Source organism: Streptomyces coffeae (genome assembly GCF_016741875.1).
Taxonomy (GTDB): domain Bacteria; phylum Actinomycetota; class Actinomycetes; order Streptomycetales; family Streptomycetaceae; genus Streptomyces; species Streptomyces coffeae.
The window spans coordinates 395,573-412,874 of sequence record NZ_JAERRF010000005.1; the positions used below are offsets into that span (position 1 = coordinate 395,573).

The 17,302-nt window shown below is 68.2% G+C and carries 19 protein-coding genes; 11 read left to right on the forward strand and 8 right to left on the reverse strand.

The window, feature by feature from the left end; all coding sequences use genetic code 11:
- Nucleotides 1–32: 32 nt before the first annotated feature.
- Nucleotides 33–278, forward strand: coding sequence for a hypothetical protein (locus JK363_RS11040; protein WP_201874315.1), 246 nt, complete (start codon nucleotides 33–35; stop codon nucleotides 276–278).
- Nucleotides 279–366: 88 nt separating this feature from the next.
- Here JK363_RS11040 and JK363_RS11045 read toward each other — a convergent pair whose 3' ends face one another.
- Nucleotides 367–1,632 (reverse strand): TerD family protein, encoded by a 1,266-nt coding sequence (locus JK363_RS11045; RefSeq protein ID WP_201874317.1) that lies wholly within the window; start codon nucleotides 1,630–1,632, stop codon nucleotides 367–369.
- Between the two features lie 424 nt (nucleotides 1,633–2,056).
- Here JK363_RS11045 and JK363_RS11050 point away from each other — a divergent pair, with 424 nt between their 5' ends.
- Both JK363_RS11050 and JK363_RS11055 read left to right on the forward strand, forming a co-directional pair.
- Entirely contained in the window at nucleotides 2,057–2,257 is a 201-nt protein-coding gene (locus JK363_RS11050) for a hypothetical protein (protein WP_201874319.1), read from the forward strand.
- Between the two features lie 392 nt (nucleotides 2,258–2,649).
- A complete protein-coding gene (locus JK363_RS11055) occupies nucleotides 2,650–3,081 on the forward strand; it encodes a DUF5959 family protein (protein WP_201874320.1) in 432 nt (143 codons plus the stop codon).
- 164 nt (nucleotides 3,082–3,245) lie between these two features.
- Here the strand turns inward: JK363_RS11055 and JK363_RS44155 are convergent, their stop codons facing one another.
- A complete protein-coding gene (locus tag JK363_RS44155) occupies nucleotides 3,246–3,713 on the reverse strand; it encodes a DoxX family protein (protein ID WP_307821678.1) in 468 nt (155 codons plus the stop codon).
- A 36-nt stretch (nucleotides 3,714–3,749) separates the two neighbouring features.
- Here JK363_RS44155 and JK363_RS11065 point away from each other — a divergent pair, with 36 nt between their 5' ends.
- Complete coding sequence (locus tag JK363_RS11065; protein WP_201874322.1) at nucleotides 3,750–4,958, forward strand: hypothetical protein; 1,209 nt, start codon at nucleotides 3,750–3,752, stop codon at nucleotides 4,956–4,958.
- A gap of 66 nt (nucleotides 4,959–5,024) precedes the next feature.
- On the opposite strand, the gene JK363_RS11070 is transcribed toward JK363_RS11065, so the two are convergent.
- Nucleotides 5,025–5,495, reverse strand: coding sequence for an ATP-binding protein (locus JK363_RS11070; RefSeq protein ID WP_372444738.1), 471 nt, complete (start codon nucleotides 5,493–5,495; stop codon nucleotides 5,025–5,027).
- Between the two features lie 101 nt (nucleotides 5,496–5,596).
- Between JK363_RS11070 and JK363_RS11075 the strand changes: the two genes are divergently transcribed.
- The 4 genes from JK363_RS11075 to JK363_RS11095 all read left to right on the forward strand — a co-directional run bounded on the left by JK363_RS11075 (nucleotide 5,597) and on the right by JK363_RS11095 (nucleotide 9,664).
- Nucleotides 5,597–6,406 carry a helix-turn-helix domain-containing protein gene (locus JK363_RS11075; RefSeq protein ID WP_201874323.1) on the forward strand — a complete coding sequence of 270 codons (810 nt, stop codon included), beginning with the start codon at nucleotides 5,597–5,599 and terminating at the stop codon, nucleotides 6,404–6,406.
- Nucleotides 6,403–6,714, forward strand: a complete 312-nt coding sequence (locus JK363_RS11080) for a DUF397 domain-containing protein (RefSeq protein WP_201874324.1) — start codon at nucleotides 6,403–6,405, stop codon at nucleotides 6,712–6,714. Before JK363_RS11075 ends, JK363_RS11080 begins: the two co-directional genes overlap by 4 nt.
- A 254-nt stretch (nucleotides 6,715–6,968) precedes the next feature.
- Nucleotides 6,969–8,642, forward strand: coding sequence for a gamma-glutamyltransferase family protein (locus JK363_RS11090; RefSeq protein WP_201874326.1), 1,674 nt, complete (start codon nucleotides 6,969–6,971; stop codon nucleotides 8,640–8,642).
- A gap of 11 nt (nucleotides 8,643–8,653) precedes the next feature.
- Nucleotides 8,654–9,664: a D-alanine--D-alanine ligase family protein gene (locus JK363_RS11095; protein ID WP_201874328.1), complete on the forward strand. Its 1,011-nt coding sequence runs from the start codon at nucleotides 8,654–8,656 to the stop codon at nucleotides 9,662–9,664.
- Here JK363_RS11095 and JK363_RS11100 read toward each other — a convergent pair.
- From JK363_RS11100 to JK363_RS11110, 3 genes are all read right to left on the reverse strand, one after another.
- Nucleotides 9,661–10,524: a hypothetical protein gene (locus JK363_RS11100; protein WP_201874330.1), complete on the reverse strand. Its 864-nt coding sequence runs from the start codon at nucleotides 10,522–10,524 to the stop codon at nucleotides 9,661–9,663. The two genes, JK363_RS11095 and JK363_RS11100, sit on opposite strands and share 4 nt — an antisense overlap.
- Nucleotides 10,525–10,543: 19 nt before the next feature.
- On the reverse strand, nucleotides 10,544–11,476 hold the full coding sequence (locus JK363_RS11105; protein WP_201874332.1) for an NAD(P)-dependent oxidoreductase: 933 nt from the start codon (nucleotides 11,474–11,476) through the stop codon (nucleotides 10,544–10,546).
- Nucleotides 11,477–11,614: 138 nt separating this feature from the next.
- Nucleotides 11,615–12,430: an NAD-dependent epimerase/dehydratase family protein gene (locus JK363_RS11110; RefSeq protein ID WP_201874334.1), complete on the reverse strand. Its 816-nt coding sequence runs from the start codon at nucleotides 12,428–12,430 to the stop codon at nucleotides 11,615–11,617.
- A 288-nt stretch (nucleotides 12,431–12,718) separates the two neighbouring features.
- Here JK363_RS11110 and JK363_RS11115 point away from each other — a divergent pair, with 288 nt between their 5' ends.
- Nucleotides 12,719–13,516, forward strand: coding sequence for a polysaccharide deacetylase family protein (locus JK363_RS11115; protein ID WP_201874336.1), 798 nt, complete (start codon nucleotides 12,719–12,721; stop codon nucleotides 13,514–13,516).
- Nucleotides 13,517–13,576: 60 nt separating this feature from the next.
- On the opposite strand, the gene JK363_RS11120 is transcribed toward JK363_RS11115, so the two are convergent.
- The gene (locus JK363_RS11120) at nucleotides 13,577–14,155 is read right to left on the reverse strand and encodes a TetR/AcrR family transcriptional regulator (RefSeq protein WP_201874338.1); all 579 of its coding nucleotides are present in this window, start codon (nucleotides 14,153–14,155) and stop codon (nucleotides 13,577–13,579) included.
- Nucleotides 14,156–14,265: 110 nt separating this feature from the next.
- Here JK363_RS11120 and JK363_RS11125 point away from each other — a divergent pair, with 110 nt between their 5' ends.
- Both JK363_RS11125 and JK363_RS11130 read left to right on the forward strand, forming a co-directional pair.
- Nucleotides 14,266–14,841 (forward strand): dihydrofolate reductase family protein, encoded by a 576-nt coding sequence (locus JK363_RS11125; protein ID WP_201874340.1) that lies wholly within the window; start codon nucleotides 14,266–14,268, stop codon nucleotides 14,839–14,841.
- Between the two features lie 204 nt (nucleotides 14,842–15,045).
- Nucleotides 15,046–16,266: a right-handed parallel beta-helix repeat-containing protein gene (locus JK363_RS11130; RefSeq protein ID WP_201874341.1), complete on the forward strand. Its 1,221-nt coding sequence runs from the start codon at nucleotides 15,046–15,048 to the stop codon at nucleotides 16,264–16,266.
- Between the two features lie 54 nt (nucleotides 16,267–16,320).
- On the opposite strand, the gene JK363_RS11135 is transcribed toward JK363_RS11130, so the two are convergent.
- A complete protein-coding gene (locus JK363_RS11135) occupies nucleotides 16,321–17,301 on the reverse strand; it encodes an aldo/keto reductase (protein ID WP_201874342.1) in 981 nt (326 codons plus the stop codon).
- Between the last annotated feature and the right edge of the window lies 1 nt (nucleotide 17,302).

The following is a 17,302-nucleotide window of genomic DNA, read 5'->3' on the forward strand; positions in this document are numbered from 1 at the left end:
GTCTGAGGGGATCCGCCGTGAGGCTCCGCCGAATGGCCCTTGGCGTGGCGCTCATTCTCGCGTCGTTCATCGGGCTGGCCGTCGTGGTCACCGACCTGCTTCCGCAGAGCCGAGCCGACCGCGCGAAATTCACATCGGCCTTCGTCCAGGGGAACACCCTCTACGGCATTGCCGATGCCGATTACCCCGACTACGACTTCGTCGAGGACGAGGGCCTCTGGCTGTCGCGGGACGGCGGCCGCACCTGGTTCCGCTTCCCCGGCGACGGGGACGGCTGAGCGCACGCGCACGGGCATGGGCACGGGAAGGGAAGAGGGAGGGGCGGGGGACCGGCCTCGCCCTCCGCCCCGGCCCACCGCCCGGCCCTCAGAGGGCCTTTCCGGCGGGCTTGACCATGCCGCGCACGGTGCGTGAGTCCACGTACTCACCCATCGCGGTCATCTCCCACTCACCCGAGAACTGCTTGATCAGCTTGGCCATCATCACGCCCGTGCGCGGCTCGGCGTGTGTGATGTCGAAGCGGACCAGCTCCTCCCCGGTCTGCGCGTCGACCAGACGGCAGTACGCCTTCGCCACGTCGGTGAACTTCTGACCGGAGAAGGAGTTGACCGTGAAGACCAGCCCGGTGACCTCCGGCGGCAGTCCGCCCAGATGCACGGTGATGGTCTCGTCGTCGCCCCCGCCCTCACCGGTGAGGTTGTCACCGGAGTGCTGGATGGCGCCGTTGAGGATGGCCAGCTTGCCGAAGAAGCAGGCGTCGATCTTCTTGCGGTCGACGCCGAAGGCGATGACGGACGCGTCGAGGTCGATGTCCTTGCTGCGGAAGGCGGGCTCCCAACCGAGGCCCATCTTCACCGAGGTGAGCAGCGGACGGCCGCCCTTGACCAGCGAGACGGTCTGGTTCTTCTGGAGGCTGACCCGCCCCTTGTCGAGGTTGATCTTGCCGCCGGACGCCGCCCCGGCGGCAGCACCGGCAGCGGCGGGCGCGGCGGGCGCGGCGGCCGGGGGAGCGGTCGGGGGAGCGCTCGGCATGGGCGGCGGCGGGGCCCCGAAACCGGCGGGCGGCCCGGACGGCGGCGGTGCCTGCACCGGCGGCGCGGTGGGCACAGTGGGGGCCGCAGGCGTGGCGGGCTCCTCGACCGAGACGCCGAAGTCGGTGGCGATCCCCGCCAGCCCGTTCGCATAGCCCTGGCCCACCGCGCGGACCTTCCACGCGCCATTGCGCCGGTACACCTCGACCACCACGAGCGCGGTCTCGGAGCCGAGCCGGGGCGGGGTGAAGGTGGCGATCACGGCGCCGTCCTCGGCGCCGCGGACGGTGGCGGTGGGCTCGGTGCCCGCGAAGGTCGCACCGGGCTGGTCCAGGCTCGCGGTCACCACGATCTTCTCGATGTCGGCGGGGACGGCGCTGATGTCGACGGTGATGGTGTCGCCCGCGCCCCCGGCGCCCGCGCGGTGGGTCACCCCGGGGCCGGACGGCTGGTTGTAGAAGACGAAGTCGTCATCGGAACGCACCTTGCCGTGGGCGGTGAGCAGCAGGCCCGACACATCGAGCCGCACCGGAGCGGTGACATCGACCGCCACGCGTGCGACGGGGAGGGGGAGGTTCGAGCCGGGAGTCATTGCGGTCATGACCGGGGTAACGAACACCCTCGCTTTACGGTTCCTTGACCTGCTCTCTTTCCTGAGCTTCCCCGGACAGAACCGTGGCTCGTGGGGTTGGCCAGGGCCGGCCTGGGCACAGGACCTGCGGCCTCGGCGCATCTGGTACGTGGTCGCCGCAGTGCTGGGGCTCGTCCGCCCGGCCCGCGGTCTTGAAGCAGTGACCAGGGACGGCCCCTAGGGTCCGTCTTCACGTTTGATCTTGGCGCCGGTGGTCCAGTCACGTGCCCTCGTGCACCATCTCCGCGCAGCCGGGGCTACTCCGGCAGTGGATCCACACCGATCAGGGGAGGCACCGTTCACTCGACAGGGGTCCACCGCTGGCACCGCTTCTCACCCCGCCTTAGCGTCCTTTGCGGGGGAATGTTCGATCTCCAATCCTATGAGGTGAATCATGCTCAAGCCCCTCAAGACCGCCTTCAAGGCTGCCGGCGTGACCGTGGCCGCCGCATCCATCGCGGGCCTGTTCGGCGGTGCGGCGTACGCCTGCGGCGACGACCACCGCAACCAGCACCACAACAGGCAGCACGACAACAGGCACGGCCACGACCATCACGGCCACCACCATCACGGCCACCACCACCACGGGAACTGACACCAACGGCCGCTGCGCCCGGTCGCGATGAGAGATCCGCGCCCACGGCACGAAACGGCGCCCGCCCCCCAGTGAGGGCGGGCGCCGCAATGCTGCCGCAAGGCGGCACTGGCACACGGGGAGAGTGACGGCGACAGCTCCCACGAACTCCGGCTCGGCGAAACTGGACCACCGGCGCCAAGATCAAACGGTCCCTGATCGCCTACGACCACTGAGAACATCGGACTCATTCATCCAGCTGGGTGACCTGCTGCGCGACTGCTGGCCGCGGGATGTGCGCCCCGAACCTCGAGGCCGGCGAACGAGGCATGCGGCCTGACACACCTCAACCGAACCTGTGTCCGTGCCCACGATTAGTATTCGGCCACCTGTACAACTCGGAAGGGGCAGTCATGGCTGAGGACCCGATCGACCTGATCTGCCTGGAGGGGGATGGCAACAGCGTCATTCTCCGGGTCGCGGGGAAGGAGCAGCGGAAGCGTCCCGCCGAGTCCGATGCCCTGGTCGGGGAATTCCTGGTCGATACGCCCTTCGTCCGTGGCACCCTCAAGACCTGGATATTCCCCGAGGACCTGCGGGAGTGGCAGCAGGCCCTGGACTCGCTCGACGCGGGACGGGACATCGCCTGGTGCGAGGGGAAGCGCAATCCGTGGCTGTTCGTCGAACTCGACGAGGACGACGACCGGTGCACGGTCACGATCAAGGACCACTCGATGTCCCTGACGACGGTGACGGTCACCGTCCCACTGGTCGATGCCTGGTTCGACGACGCATACCGACGACTTGACCTGGTCTGGGACACCTGGCCCATGACCGAGGACTGAACCACGGCCAACGAACGAGCTCGGGGTCCGCGGGTAGGTGTCGCGCAGCGCGCGGACGGCGGAGTGCAGGGCCCCGGCCGAAACGTGTCAATCCCCTTCAGCCGGCCGCAGCCGCGGGCTGGTGACTAAGAGCGCCTGTGGACGGCGTACGAGCGCTCGCGCCGTCAGAAGGCGTACGGCCCGAATCGTCCCCAGGCCACGACCGCCGCTACGGCCGGCAGGACGGCGTTCACCGCGACGTTTGGCCCTTCACCGCGCCTGACGTGCACGGCACCGGCGCCCATCATGAGGAGTCCGAGTCCGACTGCCGCGGTGGGCACCAGGCTGGTGGCGATGTCGACGACGGCGGGCAGGACGACGCTATGGCGCGCAGCGTTTCCACGGTCACCCCGGCCACATGAGGGCTGTACAGCGCCGACGCCCCGAGGGACGACGTGGTGCCGTCGGTCGCCCATCCGAGGCCGTCCGCCGCGAACCGTAGATCCCCGACTTGTTGCCCTGCTCCTTGTCGCACCCCAACCACCAGCGCTTTCGTCATTGTTCAGTGCTTCGGAAGAGGGCTGCTGAACAACCGTACGGCCGCTGGAATGGCGGAGCGGTCGCGCCGCAGCGCCCCAGGGGAGAGAGCGCATGGGCCGTCCGCTGACGTCTATGTGAAAGGCAGCAACGTGAACAAGTTCATCAGCACCCGCGGTGTCCGCGGTGCGATGGTGGCGTGGGCCGCGCTGACGCTGGCCGCGGGCACGATGCCGGCGATGGCCGCCGCCTCCGGGACTGAGCCCACTCCGTCCGCGGCCTCGCCGCATGCCTCCGGGTGGAGCGAGTCGAGGGTGACGACGGGCGACGCCACGCTCCTGGCCTCCACACGGCCCGACGCGCGGACCACGTGGGTGGCGGGGGCGCGGTTCGTCCAGGGGAGCCCCAATTTCGCGCCGACCCTGTGGGAGCGCGACGAACGCAAGGGCTCCGGCTGGAAGCGAGTGAAGACGGCGCCCGTGTCGCCCCAGGACGACGTCCGGTTCAATGATGTCGATGCCTCTTCGCCGCGCAACGGCATGCTGGTCGGTGACTACTCAGAGCACGCCGGTGGTGTGGTGACACAGCGCTGGAACGGCAAGGCGTGGAAGTCCGCTGTCGCTCCGGTGCCCCGGGGGATCGTAGGGGCCGGTTTCACCTCCGTCGACACCCGCGCTCCCGACGATGCCTGGGCAGCGGGCTGGACGGAGGTACGCCCCGAAGGCCGCCCCATATACGCCGGAACGCTCCAGCACTGGGACGGCACCCGCTGGAAGGCGCAGAAGCTCCCGGACATCGGTGCGGGGGGCAAGGCGTGGTACCTGCAGACCGTCACCGCGCTCGCCGACGACGACGTGTGGGCCGTGGGCGGCACGGGCTTCCTCCAGCCGGAGAAGCCGTTGCTGCTGCACTACGACGGCACACGCTGGAGCAAGATCGCCGTTCCTGGCGTCGGTGCCGCGCGCGCAAGGCTGAATGGGATCGTCGCCGGGCCGGGCGGGCAGGTGTGGGCCGTGGGTACAACCCAGGCGTCTGACGGCTCCCGACAGGCGCTGGCTGTGCGCTACGACGGCAAAAAGTGGGTCAACGTCCCGCTGCCGAAGGGGATCAGGGAGCTGGTTGCGGTCGCGATCAGCCAGGGCGGCCCTGTCGTCCTGGAGCGGAAGACGGCGGAGACCAGCACCGCGCTCCGCTACTCCGGCGGAAAGTGGGTGTCGATGAAACTGCCCGCCGACGGCGCCACGCCGTATACGGCGAGCGACATCTCGGTCTCGGGCCGGACCATCGACGTCTCCGGTTCGCGCCCGGGTACGGGTTCCCAGGCGGATGGCCCCGGCTCGCTGCTGACCACACGTCAGTAGCGGTGCATGAGAGGGGGATGGGCGGGTACCGGGCCCATCCCCTTTCCGCCGGTCCCGGGCTGGACCTTAGTCCGCCGTGATCTCCGCCCAGACGGTCTTGCCAAGTGCGTCGCCGAACCGGGGTGTCACCGCCCAGCGCTCCGCGAGCTGCGAGACGAGGAACAGACCGCGCCCGGTCTCGGCCTCGGGGCCCGCCACGCGGAGTGCCGGGCGCCTCTCGGCGCGGGTGTCCGACACCTCGATGCGGATGGTCGGGCCGGGGGAGAACGGCGGCGCGGTCAGCCGCAGATGGAAGTCCCGCCCGGGGACGCGCCCATGGCGTACGGCGTTGGCCGCCAGCTCGCTGGCGATGAGGGTCGCGGTCTCATTGGGGCCGGAATCGTACGGGTAGCCCCACTCGGCCAGCCGGTGCGATACGAGCCGCCGGGCAAGCCGCGCACCCCGTGCGGTCGAGGTGAAGCGCATGGCGAACTCGCCGGGGACGGAGGGGGAATGTCCCCCTCCCGTCCCTCGTGTGGGCGCTTTTTCGGTCGTCATGGGTATGAGCCTTGCGGTGCCGTGCCTAGCCTGACCAGGAAGCGCGCGTGTACGGACAGTCCCTGTACGGACACGCGAGGTGCGGATGGGAGGGATTGACGATGGCGGGGACGGATAGCTCGGCGTTCCTGAGGGGCCTCGGCAAGCAACTGAAGCTGTTACGCGAGCGTGCCGGACTCACCCAAGCGGAGCTGGCATCGCGCGTCGGGTACAGCACGGAACAGGTGGCGTCGGTGGAGTGCGGACGGCGCATTCCGAAGCCGGAGTTGATCGACAAGGCGGATGAGGTGCTGGAGGCCGGTGGCCTCCTGAAGGCCATGAAGGAGGAGGCGGCGCACGCGCGGTATCCCGCGTTCTTCCGCGATGCCGCGAGGATCGAATCGGAAGCGGTTGAGCTGTACGCGTACGACACCCATGTGCTCAAGGGGCTGTTGCAGACAGAGGAATACGCACGGGCCATCTTCAGGATGGACCGCCCTCTGCTGGATGAGGAGATCGTTGATCAACGGGTCGCCGCACGGATGGAGCGGCAGGCGATCTTCAGTGTGCGGCCTGCACCGCTGCTGGGCTTTGTGATCGAGGAGTCCGTCCTGCGCAAGCCGTTTGGTGGCAAGCAGGTGCTGCGAGGGCAACTCGAGCAGCTGCTGCTCATCGGCGAGAAGCGCAACGTAGAGATCCAGGTGATGCCCCAAAGCCGTGAGGACAACGCGGGTGTCGATGGGCCGTTGACCCTCATGACGCCCAAGGGGGGTGAGCAGCTCGCTTACTTCGAATGTCAGGGGCACAGCACACTGCTCACTGACCGAGAAGATGTCCGCCCCGTTGCGGCGCGGTATGGGATCATCCGGGCGCAGGCTCTCAACCCACGGGAGTCGTTGGTCTTCATTGAGAAGCTGCTGGGAGAGCTATGAGTAATGGCATAGACCGACTGGTGTGGTTCAAGAGCAGCTACAGCGGCGGTGAGGGCGGGGACTGCGTCCAGGTCGCCATGGAATGGCGTAAGAGTAGCTACAGCGGCAGCGAGGGCGGCGCATGCGTCGAGGTCGCCGCCGACTGGTTCAAGAGCAGCTACAGCGGTGCCCAAGGCGGTGACTGTCTAGAGGTCGCCGCCTGCCCCGGCAACATCCACGTCCGCGACTCCAAGGACACCACCGGCCCGGTCCTCACGTTCACGGCCGACGCGTGGGCCGCGTTCGTAGGGTTCGCGGCCAACGACTAGAAGCGGTCCCACACGGGCGGGTTGGTGCAGAAGTCCCCACCGAGGCGGTCGGTGTCGGGATCTCCCGGCACCCGCTCGCCCTGCTCCGCGATCAGCTTCGCCGCGTACACACCTGCTGCTCCACGAGGGCGCCACCGTGCTCAACGGGCTGTCAGTCCTCTCTGACACCGGCCGCAGGCGGGTCGGGATCTTCCCGCGCGGTCTCCGGCGAAGGGCATCTGGTCGTCGATCGAGCGGTCGGTCAGAATGCAGCCATGCCGCAGAGCCAGAGCTCCTGGGAACAAGCCAAGCCATCCCTGCGGGTACGGCGTGGCCTGGTGACAGCTCGGCACCCGCTGGCGGCGGAGGCGGGGGCGCGCGTCCTCGGACACGGCGGCAACGCGTTGGACGCCGCCATCGCGACGATCCTCGCCACCGGAGTGGTGCAGCCCTTCGCGACGGGTATTGGCGGTGGCGGTGTGTTGACCGTATGGCGGCCTGACGGCCAGCCGTACACCCTCGACTACCGCAGCGAGGCGCCCCACGCGGTCACCGACAGCTTCTACCCCGCCACCGACGCCGTTGCCGGATTGCTGGGGTGGCAGGGAGTTCAGGACCGGGCCAACGAGATCGGCCACCGCAGCATGGCCGTTCCCGGAACAATTCCCGGCCTGGCCATGGCGCACCGGGAGTTGGGCCGCCTTCCCTGGGCAGAGTTGATCGCGCCGAGTATCGCCCTCGCCGAGAACGGCTTCGAGATGGACTGGCACACCTCGATGATGCAGGGAGCCCATCTTGAATTCCTCCTCGCGCATGACACCACGGCCCGGACCTTTCTGCGTGACGGGCGCTATCCGCACCGGCCACCGCTGGTCGGTGCCGCGGATGTGCTGCGGCAGCCCGCTCTGTCCCGAACCCTCCGAGAAGTGGCTGAGGGAGGAATGGAGGGCTATCTGCGCGGTTCGGCGGGCCCGGCCCTGGTCCGTGAGGCCGCGCGGGGCAACGGCGTGATCACGGCGGATGACCTCATGGAATACCGTCCCCGGGGCAATGCCCCCCAGGCTGTGCGGTTCCGCGACCACACCGTGCTCGGCCCGGCTCACGGCGGTGTGTACGGCGCCTTCTTCGCCGTCCTGGGCCGACTGGACCTGGCCGGGTTCGCTCCGTTCGCCCCGGAGCGGCTTCATCTTGTCATCGAGGCCCTGCGGAGATGCCGCCGGGTGGAGGAGCGACGCTTCGGCGACCAGGTGCCGCTGGAGACGAGCCCGGAGAGCCTCGCCCGTGACATCGCGGCGAGCATCGACCCCCGGAAGCGCGACGACAGTTGGGAGGACGCGTCCTGGGCCCCGCCGGGAGCCAGGGACGACCCATCGTCGAGTCCCGGGCAGGAGCAGACCGCGCATGTGTGTGCGGTGGATGGCGACCGCATGGTCGTGAGCCTCACCGAGACGATCCTCGCGGCGTGGGGTTCGACGGTGACCACCGAGGCGGGCATGCTGATGAACAACGCGATGTTCGCGTTCGTCCCGTTCCCGGGGCACCCTAATTCCGTGGGCCCCGGCAGACGTCCGCAATCCAGTATGAGCCCGGTGATCGTCCTTGGGCCGGACGGCAGTCCTGTGCTCGCGGTGGGCGCATCGGGCGGACGGAGGATCTCCGCGGCGGTGGCGCAGGTCGTCGCCTACGCCCTGGACCATGACCTGACGGTCCAGGAGGCCGTCGCAGCCCCGCGCTTGGACGTCATGAGTGATGACACCGTGCTCCTGGACGGCTCCTTCCCCGCGGAGGTGAGCGCCGCGCTGGAACGCCGGGGCCACCGGGTGAAACGTATCGAGCCGAACCTCTCAAGCGTTCATTTCGCCAATCCATCGGCCATCGCCCTCGCCGGCGACGGCTTTCTGCATTCCGGGCTCAACCCCCTTCAGATGACCGCAGCCGCAGGCTGTTGACAAGGAGCGCTGTGGACGACATACACGTGGTGGTGTTGCGCGCCGAACGTCTTGACCCCCTCGACGGCTGGGGAGACGAGGAGGCGGTCGAGTCCGTGGTGAACGCCATGGTCTTATGCGGTATTCGTGCCGAATCGAAGCTTGTTCGCTCCGTCCATGACCTGGAGCGCTACCGTGATCGCCCCGGCCTGCTTGCCTTTCCGCACAGTCGCCGGCTGTCCAGCGCCGAATCGCTGATCGAACCCTTGGAAGCCTGGGGAGTTCCGCTGGTCGGGTCGGGCTCGACCGGTCTGGCTGCCCAGCACAAGGGGAATGCCAAGCGGCTTCTCGCCAAGGCCGGTGTACCGACCCCGGCCTACGCACTGGCTGACCATCAAATGGACCCGCGCAGCCTGGTGGCCCGACTGGGTCTCCCCTTGGTCGTCAAACCCGTGGCGGGAGCCGAGAGTGTCGGCGTGGTGAAGTGCGACGACCTTTCATCCCTGCGCGCCGCACTGCGGACTCCGGGCCTTCTCGTGGAGGAGTGGAAACGACACCGGGAGCTGACCGTGGCCATCCTCGGCAACGGCGGCGACCGGATCGCCGCACCGGCAGAGGTGGTGTTACCGGACGCGCAGTACTTTCTCGACGTCACCACGAAGCGTGAGCGCATCACCTCGACGCTCGCCCCCGCACCCGATGATGAGGTCACGCGCGAGGCGGTCGCGGCGGCTCTGGAAGCCTGCCGGATACTCGACGTACGCGACTGGGCGCGTGTCGACGTGCTGATCGATCACGACGGAAAACCGTATGTCATCGACGTCAACGCAATGCCCGGTATGCGCAGGTCGACCGACCACCCCAGCTACCTTCCCTGGTGCTTCGCTCTCGACCAGGGGATGCCTTACCACCAGGTGGTTTCCACCGTGATCGGCGCGGCTGCCGCACGCTGTGGGCAGTACGACGGGTTTCAGCCCGGCGCGGAGGCCGCGCGCCGCGGTTTGGTGCCAACGGCGCAGCAAGGCCCGAACGCGTCGTGCTAGCCACCGGACACCGTTGTTGCGGCGCTGCGCACCCACAATTGGTCGAAATGGCGTGACAGGGTCGCCCCCGGTTCGCTCCGGATGGGCAGTTCCACATAGCCGCGGTCCTCCAGCCGGGCAGGCTGGGCAGGTGAGAGGGTGCCGATGAACCCTTGCCTCACCAGGCCGTCCATACGGACGAAGTGAACGTTCGGAACGACCGTATAGCCGCGGTACTCGAACCGCAGCCGCGCCTGCTCGCTCCATCCGGCCACGATGCTCTTGATTCGCTCCTCCGACTCCGCGAGCTGGCGTCGCAAGGTCTGGGCGGGGGCCTGAGGCCACGGCAGCACCAAGGACGCCTGCTCCAGGACGCTTTCCTCCGCGGCCGAAGAGAGACCGAGAATACGGATGTGCACGCCCCGCTTTGCCGCCAGCTCCATGGACTCCAGCAGGTCGACATTGGTGAACTGAAGGTTTCGATAGATCAGGAAGTCGACCTTGTACTGCGCGTCATTCACCGCGCGACTGAGGAATGCGGGCGTGTAGTAGCCCTTGTCGACCAACTGAAGTTCTTGTCGGCCGGTCCCACCGCGCGTCCGGTTCATCGAATCCAGCGCCCGGCTGATTCCTTCTATCTGACCACAGAGCCTGACCAGTTCCTCGGCCAGCGCACGGGCATCGTTCTCATTTCCCTGTCTCAAGAACGTGGCAGCGGACCTGAGATGCCGGGCGAGCGAGTCGGTGCCGTACAGCCTGCGCAACAACGTCCGTTCCTCCGCCTGGGCGCGGTGCACGGACTGCACTTTGACCAGTGTCACTACCGTGATGACGAAGCCGACGATCCCGAAGAACGTGTTCAGATGGTCTAACCAGGTCACTACGGACGCTCCCTGAGGCTCACGCGGCGGGTTCAGCCATGGCTTCCACTACCCCACGCACCGCCGTTTCCTGCATGGCGCGGAGCGCTTCCACCGTCACCCCAGCCACATGTGGGCTCCACAGCGTTGACGGTCCGAGGGACGACGTGGTGCCGTCCGCCGCCAGTCCGAAATCGTCCACCGCGAACCGCAGATCCTCGCGTTCGGAGACCACCGCACGAAGCGCCGCGAGGTCGAAGATTTCCTTCCTCGCGGTATTGACCACCAGAGCACCCGGCGGCAGAAGCCCCAGCAGCTTGGGGCCGAGCAATCCGCGGGTCCGGTCGGTGAGCGGGAGATGCACGCTGATGATGTCGCTGCGCCTGAGCAGCTCCTCCAACTCCTCCATCACGGGAAGGTCGGAGTGGCGCTCAGGGCGGCGGGTCCACACCGCCGGTTCGGTGCCGAGCGCGTGCAGCATGGGCAGGAGGGCGCGGGCCGTTGCCCCCGCTCCCAGGATCCCGACCCGCCGCCCACGCAGCTCGAACGGAGACTCGGCCATCCCGGCGCGGTCTTCCCCGGACAGCACCGCGGCATGACCCGGAAGTGCCCGTTTGGCCAGCGCGAGGATCATCATCAGCGCGTGCTCCGCGACCGACACCGCGTTCACACCCGGAGTCGTCACCACATGCACCCCCCGGTCCCTGAGCGCCGCCAGGTCCAGATGGTCGGTGCCCGCCCCCACCGAGCCGACCACACGCAGCTCCGGCACGGCGTCGAGCACATCAGCGTCGATCCGCTCCTTGATTCCGACGACGGCAGCCGTGACGTCGGAGCCCAGGGCTTTCAACTCGGCGATCGCCCGTTCCCGGGCAGTTGCCACGCGAACGGTTGCGAAGGTTCGGCGCAGCTCATCGAAGGCTTGATGGTTGTGGGTGAGGTCGGCCAGTGCCACAAATGCAGTCCCGTTCACGGCGCCAGTATGTCGCTCGGGGGAGTCGGACCGAAAGCAGTTACCAGCCTGTCGGCCGACAGTGGGGCCAATCAGGGGCCCTGGTCCGCCGCGATCTCCGCCCAGACGGTCTTCGTTCGTAGGGTTCGCGGCCAACGACTAGAAGCGGTCCCATACGGGCGGGTTGGTGCAGAAGTCCCCACCGAGGTGATCGGTGTCGGGATCTCCCGGCACCAGCTCGCCCTGCTCCGCTATCAGCTTCGCCGCGTACGCCTCCGCGTTGTCCTGGGGCTCGTACCCCAGCTCGCGCGCGGACGAAAGGTCCCACCACAGACGGGTGTTGGCTGAGCTGCCGTAGACCACCCGGAAGCCGACGTCCTCCGCGCTCAGCGCGGCGTGCAGTAGCCGGGCGGCATCGGCCGGGCTCAGCCAGGTCGACAGCATCCGCACCGTGAGCGGCTCCGGGTCGCAGGAGCCGATGCGGATGGCGACGGACTCGATGCCGTACTTGTCCCAGTAGTACGACCCCAGGTCCTCACCGAACGCCTTCGACAGCCCGTAGAACGTGTCGGGCCGGTGCCGGGTGCCGACAGGGGTTCGTGGATCGCCTTCGGCGACCGGGCGCGGGGTGAAGCCGACAGCGTGGTTGCTGGAGGCGAAGACCACGCGGCGGACCCCCGCCTCCCGCGCCGCCTCGTAAAGGTTGTGCGTGCCCTCGATGTTGGCGCGCAGGATCTTCGCAAACGTGGACTCGACGGATATGCCCGCCAAGTGCACGATCGCGTCCACACCCCGTACGGCCTCGCGCAGCGCGTCCTTGTCCGCCAGGTCCGCGGTGATGGCGTCCGGCGCGCCCTCGATCGGGACGAGGTCCAGCAGCCGCAGCTCATAGCCGTACTGCGGCAGTAGTTCGCGCATCCGGCTGCCCATACCGCCGGCGGCGCCGGTGAGAAGGACGGTGCGGGGAGCGGGCATGGGCGGTACCTCCCGTGAGCGCGTGATGGATCCCGTTCGGACTCAGTGTCGCCAGCACACGCGTGACGTCCAGCGATTTGATGGCGCCCGCCTCGACCCACCCCTCTATGCGCAAGATGTATACCTCGCATGTACAGTGATCGACCATGTTGCCAACAAGGCATCTTTCGGTGCCTGTTGACGTCATACCGACCACTACAGCGCGCATGTGCCGTTATCTGACCGCGGAGCGACCTGACCGCGGCGAAACCGGCATAGATCGCACAACTTCATCAAGCGGGGTTCTTCATGAGGCGAATAGGCCGTATATCCGGGCTGGTGACGGCCGTGACCCTGGCGTTGAGTCTCAGTGGCTGTGGCGCCTCCTACGACACCACCGCACCGCGCAGCGCCAGAGAGGACGCGGTGAAGGATCAGCAGTCGAAGGCGGACGCGAAGAACACACCGGTCGACACGGCGGACGGCAAAAAGGTCGTCGACTGCTCGAAGGCCAAGTGCGTCGCCCTGACCTTCGACGCCGGTCCCAGTGAGAACACCCCGCGGCTGCTGAAGATCCTCAAGAAGAACCAGGTCCACGCGACCTTCTTCATGCTCGGCAAGAACCACATCGAAAAGCACCCCGACCTGGTGCGGCGGATCGCCGACGAGGGGCATGAACTGGCCAACCACACCTGGTCGCACAAGATCCTGACCAAGTCCGACGACGATGTGGTCCGTTCCGAGATCAACCGGGTGCAGAAGGCCGTGAAGAAGCTGACCGGCCGGACGCCTCTGCTGATGCGTCCGCCGCAGGGCCGCACCGATGAGCGGGTCTCCAAGATCAGCCGGGAGCTGGGGGTGGCCCAGGTGCTGTGGAGCGTCACCGCGAAGGACTACCAGACCACCGACTCCGCCTTGATCAAGAAGCGGGTCCTCGAGCAGACCGACCGCGACGGCATCATCCTGCTGCACGACATCTACAAGGGCACGGTCCCGGCGGTGCCGGGCATCCTCAAGGCGCTGAAGAAGCGGGGCTACACGGTGGTGACCGTCGGCCAGCTGTTGGCTCCGGCCGCGGCGGAGCCGGGCAAGGTCTACAAGCCCTGACGTTTACAAGGTCTGAGGTCCCTGAGATCTCCAAGCCCTCAGGACTCGACGCCCTGAGGGCTACGCGTCCTGAGGCGGCGCCCGCGACGCCAGCGCCTCGATCACCCCGTCCGGGGTGAACGGCGCCAACGCCTCCGGCAGCGTGAGGTGTTCGATGAGCAGCCCGGTCATCGCCAGATAGAGCAGGACGACCGTGGTCTCGTCGCCCGGGAGCCCCGCGTCCATGTGGAAGCGGATGTTGTCCTCCAGGGTCGCGTTCATCGTCCGCGTCAGCTCCTCGCGCAGCCGCGGCCGTCGGGTGGCCTCCAATCGCAGCTCCATCAGGGCCAGATAGCCACTGCGGTCCTCAGAGATACGGTTCATCGTGCCCCGGAGCAGTTCGGCCTCCAGCGCCGCGTTCCGGGGCGCCTTCATGGTCTCGGCCATCGCGTCCGGGTCGGGGGTCAGCCGTTCGTGGACCCGCGGGGCCACCTGGGTCAGCAGATCGTCGCGATTGGTGAAGTAGTTGCTCGTGGTGCCCGGGGGTACGCCCGCCTCGGTGTCCACCGCGCGATAGGTCAGCCCCCGTGCGCCCTCGCGGGCCAGCACCTCGATGGCGGCGTCGATCAGCGCCGCGCGCCGGGCCGGATTCCTGCTCATCGCTTCTCTCCCTTCCTGCTTCCTGAAAAGGCTCTTGCAACCACTACAGGCAGAGTACTACAGTTCAAGTACTCCAAACGGAGTGGTTGCGAGTGAGTGAGGGGCGCGTTTTGCGTAAATTGGTGTACTACGTGGCGGTCACCCTGGACGGCTTCATCGCGGCGCCCGACGGGTCGTTCGACTTCTTCCGTCCGGGCGACGACTACTCGGATCTGATCGTCAAGCACTTCCCCGAGGCCCTTCCGGCGCCCGCCTTGGAGGCATACGGGATCGGGCCCGAGGTGGCCAACGTCCGGTTCGACACCGTGGTTTCGGGCCGGGCGACCTATGAGGTCGGTGCCCGTATGGGGCTGACCGACCAATATCCGCGGCTGCGGCAGTACGTGGTCTCCTCGACCATGGGCACGAGCCCGGACCCGGCGGTCACGCTCATCGCCGACGACCCGGTGGGCGCGATCCGTGAGTTGAAGCGGGAGGAGGGGATGGACATCTACCTCTGCGGCGGTGCCGGTCTGGCCCGCACCCTGGCGGAGGAGATCGACGAACTGGTGCTGAAGGTCAATCCGGTGGCCGTCGGGTCCGGAATCCCGTTGTTCGGCGGTGACTTCGCACCTCGCCGGTTCCGGCTCACCGACGTCATCGTCAGCGAGACCGTGTCGATCCAGGCCTATGAGCGGGCCGAGTAGGCATCGTGCGGGCCGGGTAGGTGCCGAACAGGATCGGCCACAAAACGATCAAGACTTGCCGAGCCCTATCCCCAGGGAGGTTCATTTTCGTAATCTAAGAATCCTCGAGACGGCGGCAACCTACTCTGGACTGGCGGCAACTACGCACGGAACGGCCGGTCCTGATCCCCCGGTCCGTTCTCTCGACGCAGAACAGGAGTTGCCATGAGGGTGAGGCGAAAGCGGGGCCGCCACCGCCGCCGCAAGGACCGCACGCTGCCGTTGGGCAGCGCGGTCATCGTGGCATCGGCCGTGGCCGGGGTGTATCTCACGGCCTCCCCCGAGGGTGCGCAGGCCGTGCCCAGCACCGTCTATGTCTCCCCGAGCGGCAGCGACAGCAGGACGGGCACGCTCACGTCGCCCTTCCGGACGCTGGAGAAGGCGTTCTCGGTCGCCGAGGCGGGCACCACCATCGAGGTCCGCGGCGGCACCTACTACCCGGGCCGTACCCTGCACAGCTCGGTCGACGGCACCCGGCGCGAGCGGGTCGAACTGCGGCCGTACGAAGGCGAGAAGGTCCGCATCGACGGCTCCCGGCTCCGCACCGGCTCCACCCTGGTCGCGCTCAGCGGCGACTACTGGACCGTCTCCGGTCTCGAACTGCGCAACGCCCCCGGCGGCGGGCTGGTGTGCACCTCCTGCTCCGAGGGCGTCTTCGAGGACCTCACCACCCGGGGCAACGGCGACACCGGACTGACCCTGCGCGGCGGCGGCACCACCGACAATCTCATCCGGAACCTGGACTCCTTCGGCAATCACGACGACGCCACCGGCGGGCAGAGAGCCGACGGCCTGGCCATCACCCACGGCTCCGGCAAGGGCAATGTGATCACCGGCTCCCGGCTCTACCACAACAGCGACGACGGCGTGGATCTGTGGATGTGGGCCAGCCCCGTCACCATCGAGCACTCCTGGGCGTACGGAAACGGCGAGAACCGCTGGCAGATCCCCGGCTTCAAGGGCAACGGCAGCGGTTTCCAGCTCGGCGCCGACCGTGTCCCCGCGCCCTCGCCCGCCCATGTCGTACGGACCTCGGCCGCCTGGAGCAACAGCAAGAGCGGCTTTGACGCGGGCGGCAACAAGGGCGCCCTCCGCATCCAGCGCACCACCGCCTTCGGCAACCGGGACGATGGCTACGACCTCGACGGCTCCCATGCCCGGCTGCGGTCCAACCTGTCCGTCTCCAACGGCCGGGACAAGGCCGACATGGGGCGGTTCGCGGTCTCCCAGGACGACAACTGGACGCCGGGCGCCCGCCCTTCGCCGCCCTTCGTCACCACCGACCCCACCACGGCCTATGGCTCCCGGCGGCAGAACAGCGCGCTGCCGGTCACCAGCTTCCTGGTGGTCATGGACAGCCCGCCGCTCGGCTCGCCGATGAACTGACCGCCGACTGACCGCCGACTGACCGCCGACTGACCGCCGACTGACCGCCGTGGGTCAGCGGTGGCCCATGACCGGGCGCGGCCGGTAGGGCGCCTCCAGCCGAGCCACCTCGGCCTCGTCGAGCTCCAGATCGACCGCCGCCACCGCGTCGTCCAGATGCGCGGCCTTCGTCGCGCCCACGATCGGCGCCGTCACCGCGGGTCTGCCCAGCAGCCAGGCCAGGGCGATCCGGGCCGGGGCCACCCGGCGCTCGGCGGCCACCGCGCGGGTGGCGTCCACGATGTCGAACTCGGCGTCCGCGTACCACTTCTCGACCATCGCGTCGTTCCGCGCGCGGGTGGTGGGGCCGGAGCGGTCCCGGTCCCGGTTACCCGCGAGCAGACCGCGCGCCAGCGGGCTCCAGGGGATGACCCCCACCCCCTGGTCGAGGCAGAGCGGGTTCATCTCCCGCTCCTCCTCCCGGTACAGCAGGTTGTAGTGGTTCTGCATCGACACGAACCGGGTCCAGCCGTGCGAGGCGGCTGTGTACTGGCACATGGCGAACTGCCACGCCCACATCGACGACGCCCCGATGTATCGCGCCTTCCCCGCCCGCACCAGGTCGTGCAGTGCCTCCATGGTCTCCTCGACCGGGGTCTCTGGGTCGAAGCGGTGGATCTGGTAGAGGTCCACATGGTCGGTGCCCAGCCGCCGCAGCGAGGCGTCGATGCCCGCCATGATGTGCTTGCGCGACAGCCCCCGGTCGTTGGGGCCGGGACCCATCGGGGAGTACACCTTGGTGGCCAGCACATAGTCCTCGCGGCGCGGGAACAGCTCGCGCAGCAGCTCGCCGGTGATTTCCTCGCTGCGGCCCATGGCGTACATATCGGCGGTGTCGAAGAAGGTCACCCCACCCTCCACCGCCCGGCGCACGATCGGCCGCGCCGCGTCGATGTCCAGCTGCCAGGGGCGGTGTTCGGGGCTGCCGTAGCTCATCATGCCCAGGCAGATCCGGGACACCTTGACGCCGGAGGTGCCGAGCCGCGCGTACTCCATC